Source organism: Ruegeria sp. CK1 (assembly GCF_056536545.1).
Genome location: NZ_JBQFPX010000022.1, coordinates 1 through 5,661, shown reverse-complemented (window position 1 = coordinate 5,661; position 5,661 = coordinate 1). Strand labels below are relative to the sequence as shown.

The following is a 5,661-nucleotide window of genomic DNA, read 5'->3' as shown; positions in this document are numbered from 1 at the left end:
GCAAGTTTATGGAATTAGGTGGCCTGTCGGTGCCACGTAAGCGGTTCATGACATGGCTCAACTTTAGCAGCCGGTATGAATGGCCGAAGCTTCGCAAGGATATGATTGAGGCGCATTGCGCGATAGTAACGGAAAAAGAAAACCTCCGCGTGTTCATCGCCCCGAATGGTGGCGTGTATTTAGAGCGGTGGACGCTGTCCGATAGGGTGGAAACAACCCATTACGGTGCGATTTTACCGGAAGGTGTGAGAGAAACGCGTAAAAGCGAAGCAAACCGCGTTTGTGTCAGACACGGTATTCGAAAGCTTAAAACGATCGATGAGATAGAGGCGGCAAGATCGGGACGATTGGCCGTCGATATCGATAAGTGCGACCCTGTGTTTACGGATGAAACTCAGCCGTTCTTAAACACATGGGCGATGCAGAAGCAGTTAACGCCAATGCAAGGGCATGCGCTTCGACTGCGTGATAAAAAGGGTCAACCTGAGCAAAAAATTAAAAGAAAGTACACACAATCGGAGGTCCAAGCGATGGGTCAGAACACATTAAGCGTGTATTCGGCTATGCAGAAACAGCGACCGTCCGTCAGTGATCAGGATAGATACAACCGTGTAAGAAATGCCCGTAAAAGAGGGCCAGTGCGCGGAATAGATTTTAAGATCTATCACGCTTATAGACACTGCCCGCATAGAGGCTGTGCCGCTGTTCTGGGCTATGTCCTAGACGCGAAAAGCATAGATAAAAAACACGGGTGTTATTCTGCAGCTGGGTGAACTTTCAGTCAAAACCCACCAAAACCGTCTTAGGACGCATCGACCGCAGGGCCGAAGGCGCAACGGGGTGAGGTTTTGCAATACGGCAAAGGAAACCGGGAAGCGCAGCAACAGGGGGTCCGGGGGCTCTGCACCCGCCCCGGGGGGTTCGGGGGGGTATCCCCCCTGTCCCGCGCGGAGCGCTCGTTCCCAGAACGCCCATACTACGTAGAGAGCTTTAGCTACAGTCAGGTTAACCGACTCCGGCGGGTGCGGCACCCGGGCCGCTGGTGCTGCGCGGTTCCCTAAATGCCGTATTTCGCGCGCTTGCGCGCCAATGAAGTCTGGAGCGAGCGAAGCGAGCCCAAGTGCTGAATTAGTTGCAATCCGCGAAGCGGATAGCGTTAGCGGTGCAATCTGCGCTCTCGTGTACTGGCGTTTTGTTGCCCGAGCGTAAGCGAGGAATAGCGACAAAAGGTCTGTACTGAGCGCACCTAATCAATGGAGTAGTGGAAAAGAAAAGGGGGAAATTAATCCCCCTCGTTGTGCTTGCCTCGTATGAGGTCGATTAGACCGAGCACGAAACATATAAACAGTGCAATCATTACAACAGCGAACAATTGATCACCCCCTTTCTGGCCCCCAATGGCCTAAGACGTCGAAACGTTTTGCGGCTCCGTCGCTATAACCAAGGTTCCATTGTTCGCAACCTTCGGTGCCGATGGGGTAAGGGGCTGAGTTAGTCTCGCCCCAAAGCCCATTATGGAACCCAGCATTAAAGATCGCTTGCATCTTTTCATGCGCGGCCAAAAGGTCATGCTGTTCGTCAGTCATGCTGTTTCTTTCATATCGTGCCAATTTTCTACAAAAGCCGAACTTACGGCTTTGACGTCAACGCAGCGTTCCCATTGGGCTCGAGCTGCTTTCTTGGCGTCAACAATTGAGCGGCCAAGGTACGCCAACTGGTGAACCTGTCCGTCATTCATAAAAATGTCCAAGATATAAACTTTCATAAGTCTCTCCATTAGGCTGTCACATTGGTCAGTGGTAACGCGGGCTTGCCCCGCGCTTGCCGCTGTCCATTCGGGACAAGCCGAAAGAGCATGTCCAGATGCCGCGCACAGCCACGCGCAAGAATTTTCGCCCTAGCCCCGCAGCGAAGCGAGGACGCCAGGGCGATAAATTGTGAGCATGGCGCGCACGGTGTCTTGACTTGCGACAACGCCGCGCTTGCGCGGCTCTTAATCCCAAAAGCCCCAAAGGCTTTTGGTGTACGAAGTCTCCAAGGTGCGCAGCTTGCTGCGTCCCGCTATTTGCAATTAAAAACTCTGACCCATCAACAAAGCGAATCGAAAGAGCTTTTGAAATCACAATTTGTGGTGTCAGAAATAAGGAAACCCACAAAGCCTTGCGGACGATGTGGGTTCCTACTAAGGTCTCAACTGTTCACATCGAGACTTTGGAAGAGTTCTAGCACCAAAACGCAGCTTTCCACAAGTCTCCACAGAGACAGAGGAAAGAACGTGCAATTTATTGAACAAAAAATCCGCGATGACATACGAGAATTCAGTGATCGTATTGATAAAATCGCGAAGGCCTGCGGTTTTAATTGGCGAAAAGCCAAGGCCGCATGGGCAGAACATCAATCGCTTGTATCTAAGATTAAAGCGTTGTGGAAAAAGCTTCGTTCAATATTGCGCCGAATGAGTGAGGCGCGACAATATGTGGAAAATCACCAAAGTCTAGGCTGTCGGCATATACGAGACGGCAAAAAGCGCGGTGTATTCGCTGGCCTGTCCAAGATTATCCGCGCAGGAAAATACACGGATCGTCAGATCAGCTTTTGGTACAACATGCTGATTGAAAACGCTCCGGAACATTTAGTCAGCCCCTACTTCAAGTTTGATTGGGGTCAATCTGAAACTGTCCAACTGATAGAATAACGACGAAACTCGGCGTGTGTGTCGGTTTGCGAATGCTCCGCACGTTGGGAAATTAGCTAGAGGATTGCATCTCAAGCAAACGGGTCTGACTGGGCGTTTACGCCGCTAACGTGCCCGGAGATGCCGCCGCCAAAACGGCGAATAAGACGTTAGGAAGGGGTAGGCAAAGCCTCTGACCGCATGGCTCTACATTCGGCTCCGCTGAACAAGCCCCGGTCCAGTCGCGCAGGGTTCTGATTGAACCCTAAGTGCTGACTGTGACCGCTGGATACTTCTCACCACTAAACAGGCGCGAAGCGCACAATTGAAAGGAATGGAAATGAGTAAAGAGAAACCCATTGTAGTCGCGAAGGGCGACGAAAATTTTTGTAACCAGTATGAGGAGTGAAGGTATGCAATGCCCAAATAAGGTTGGAATGGCTGATCATGAGTTCAACGCAACGTTGCGATGCGCGGCGGATGTGCTTTGCGGGATAGCTGATGGAGATTTAACGGTTACTGAAGACGGAATGTTAGAGGTAACGGAACAATTCAAAGAATCTTTCGAGGAAATTCTGGAAGCGCATCGTTCCGTGGGAAACGAAACGGAGTTTGAAACAGCGGAACATTTGGAATGGGCGGATTTTTTGTTTCTTGTAAGGCGACCTGACGTCGAAACCGAGACGTTTTACAAGACGGTTGTGGCGGCACCGGCAGTACTAGTTAGCACTGGTAACGTGCTAATGAGATCGTATGACGCGGCCTTGAAAGATTCGGGGAACTCTGAATCAATGGAACAATGAACAGAGAGCCCGAAAATAAGCCCATACAACTGCGATGCGCCGTGTGCGGGGTCAACCTCGCACAACGGTGCATAAGTCCCCTGACGGGACGCACAATGCCTGTCCGGCATTTTCAAAGCCTCGCCCGAGTGCGGCAGGGCTTTACAATGCCAGAAGACCCGACTGAAAGGATGGAACCGAAGGTGTGAATACCGCGCCTGTCTCGAAACTAGCTGAGAGACGGGCGCGGTGAAAAAAACCCTTGTTTATAAAGTAAACGCTCAGGTGACACATTTTTGAAAACACCATGGCCCAAAACGATACGTCAAATCTAAGCAGACCATCCAACGCAGTCTTGCGATGTGCTGCGCCTGTGCAAACGAAAGTCTCGGGGGACCATAAGGGAACCAGAGACAAATATATAACGCGACGCTGCGGCGAATGCTGGCAATGCGTCACCAGTTATAAAAATGACCAAGTCGGAAAGCTTTTAGCGGAAGCGATGGTCAGCACACGGGTGGACTTGCTGACCGTCACTTATGACGGAAAGGGCAAGGAAAGCCGAAAAGGCGCGAAGTTCAGAGTGCCCCAGCATATTCAATTGCTGCAAAAGGCCTTTCGCCAGCGCGAAGTGCGGGCGTTAAAGGCTTATAACGAAAAAGAACAGGCAACAGCCGAATTAGCTGGCGTAGAGCCAAGGCTTGTAGACACCAAGCGCAGCTATATAAAATTCAAACCGGTGTTTGAAATTGGGGAAAATGGGCGCGGCCATTGGCACGTGCTGATTTTCTATGAAACACATTTCGAACTGCCGTTTAACGTTCTGAACTCGCCAGAACCGGATATTTGCCCCGACGCAGCGCGGCGGGTTTGGTATCCCGAAGAAATACGCGGCAAGGCTACAGCGAAGCTGCCGCCAGACGCGAATAATCCGAAAGTGATTGATTGGCGGGTACAACAGAACGGGCGGCAGAAACACGGCCTTTGGCCCTACGGCTTTGTAAATTGGGAATGCGTAACGCATGACATGCGTTGCGAAGGCGAACCAAGGAGGTCGCCACGTGAGGAAACCGTTGCCAGTTTCTTTTATTTATTCAAGTACTTGGATAAGGCCAACACGGCCAAAAAATTCGGTAAAATCTATGATTTGAACGAAGACCAAAAGAAGCAGCAAACCAAGGAAATACAGCGCGGGCGTGGCGGTTCCCGCCTATATCGCACGGGCTCTCAAGGTTTTGGGAAACAGTATGCGAGGGCCGTAGGCCGGAAGCATGCAATAAATGGCGTACCCTTGGAGCATGTACGGTTTACCGTACGCGGCGCGAACGTGCCAAGGTCAGCCCTAAGTCTCCATAAATTGGAGAAAAAGATTATGAGCAAGGTTAAGGATTACTCCAAGGCACAGGGATATATCCTGCAAGCTCACAGGATGGTTTTTCAAATGCAGGGTTCGATGCTCGAAGCGGCGGCTGATGAGTTCATCAAAGTCGCGAAAAGCAAGGGCATGAGGGAGGGAGCCTTCGGCGAAGTCCCAATAATGAGGCTTAGACAATTAGAGGCACGTAAGTGCAATGAATGGCTAAAGTCCGAAGAGGGTAGGTTTAGATCGTTAATAGCCAATGAAACAACACTGTTGTTTAAGGCTTGGCTGCGAGCTGAACTCAGGAAAATAAGCGACATTGCCCGTGGCATGTTATCAGGCGACATGTTGCATGAGGGCAAGTTGGTCATGACCGTTTTGCCCTGTGAACCGTTTCATAGGTACACATTGACGCACGAAGAAATACCGAACCCGAAATTAAGAAAGCGCGCAAATATAGAGGCGGTTACGCAGCGAGAGAAACTCGACGCGACACGCGAAGCGACTGCTCTCATAGGGCGCGCTTATAGAAAGCTCGGTATAAACTTGGAGTATTACGAACGTGAAAAAGCCGCGGGTTATCACTTCAATCTTGCAGGGCTTGAGGACCGAAAGATTAGAAGAAAAAATCAGGATGCTGTTTTACAGCGGCGTATAGAACAGCTTGTAAAAGAGTGGTCGGAAGACCCGGATATTAGTGACGAAGAGGTGGCCGAGCTTGAGGAAGTTGCAGCCGGTAAAGAGGTTACAATACGCAAGTTTATGGAATTAGGTGGCCTGTCGGTGCCACGTAAGCGGTTCATGACATGGCTCAACTTTAGCAGCCGGTATGAATGGCCGAAGCT

6 protein-coding genes are annotated in these 5,661 nt (G+C 50.7%); 4 read left to right on the top strand and 2 right to left on the bottom strand.

What is annotated here, in order from left to right:
- Window positions 1-773 (top strand): hypothetical protein (locus ACR0L3_RS20575; protein ID WP_480747658.1); only part of this gene is annotated, 773 nt, incomplete at its 5' end.
- Between the two features lie 603 nt (window positions 774-1,376).
- Here ACR0L3_RS20575 and ACR0L3_RS20570 read toward each other — a convergent pair.
- Window positions 1,377-1,586 (bottom strand): hypothetical protein, encoded by a 210-nt coding sequence (locus ACR0L3_RS20570; RefSeq protein ID WP_480747657.1) that lies wholly within the window; start codon window positions 1,584-1,586, stop codon window positions 1,377-1,379.
- Window positions 1,583-1,765 (bottom strand): hypothetical protein, encoded by a 183-nt coding sequence (locus ACR0L3_RS20565; protein ID WP_480747656.1) that lies wholly within the window; start codon window positions 1,763-1,765, stop codon window positions 1,583-1,585. The genes ACR0L3_RS20570 and ACR0L3_RS20565 overlap by 4 nt, the downstream gene beginning before the upstream one ends.
- A gap of 510 nt (window positions 1,766-2,275) precedes the next feature.
- On the opposite strand from ACR0L3_RS20565, the gene ACR0L3_RS20560 reads away from it, so the two are divergent.
- The 3 genes from ACR0L3_RS20560 to ACR0L3_RS20550 all read left to right on the top strand — a co-directional run.
- A complete protein-coding gene (locus tag ACR0L3_RS20560; RefSeq protein WP_480747655.1) occupies window positions 2,276-2,695 on the top strand; it encodes a hypothetical protein in 420 nt (139 codons plus the stop codon).
- 416 nt (window positions 2,696-3,111) lie between these two features.
- Window positions 3,112-3,477 carry a hypothetical protein gene (locus ACR0L3_RS20555; protein WP_480747654.1) on the top strand — a complete coding sequence of 122 codons (366 nt, stop codon included), beginning with the start codon at window positions 3,112-3,114 and terminating at the stop codon, window positions 3,475-3,477.
- 286 nt (window positions 3,478-3,763) lie between these two features.
- The coding region (locus ACR0L3_RS20550) for a hypothetical protein (protein ID WP_480747653.1) at window positions 3,764-5,661 on the top strand (1,898 nt) is incomplete at its 3' end.

Coding starts and splice junctions, on each gene's coding strand:
- ACR0L3_RS20570 (WP_480747657.1), bottom strand. CDS start 1,586: ATGACTGACGAACAGCATGACCTTTTGGCCGCGCATGAAAAGATGCAA.
- ACR0L3_RS20565 (WP_480747656.1), bottom strand. CDS start 1,765: ATGAAAGTTTATATCTTGGACATTTTTATGAATGACGGACAGGTTCAC.
- ACR0L3_RS20555 (WP_480747654.1), top strand. CDS start 3,112: ATGGCTGATCATGAGTTCAACGCAACGTTGCGATGCGCGGCGGATGTG.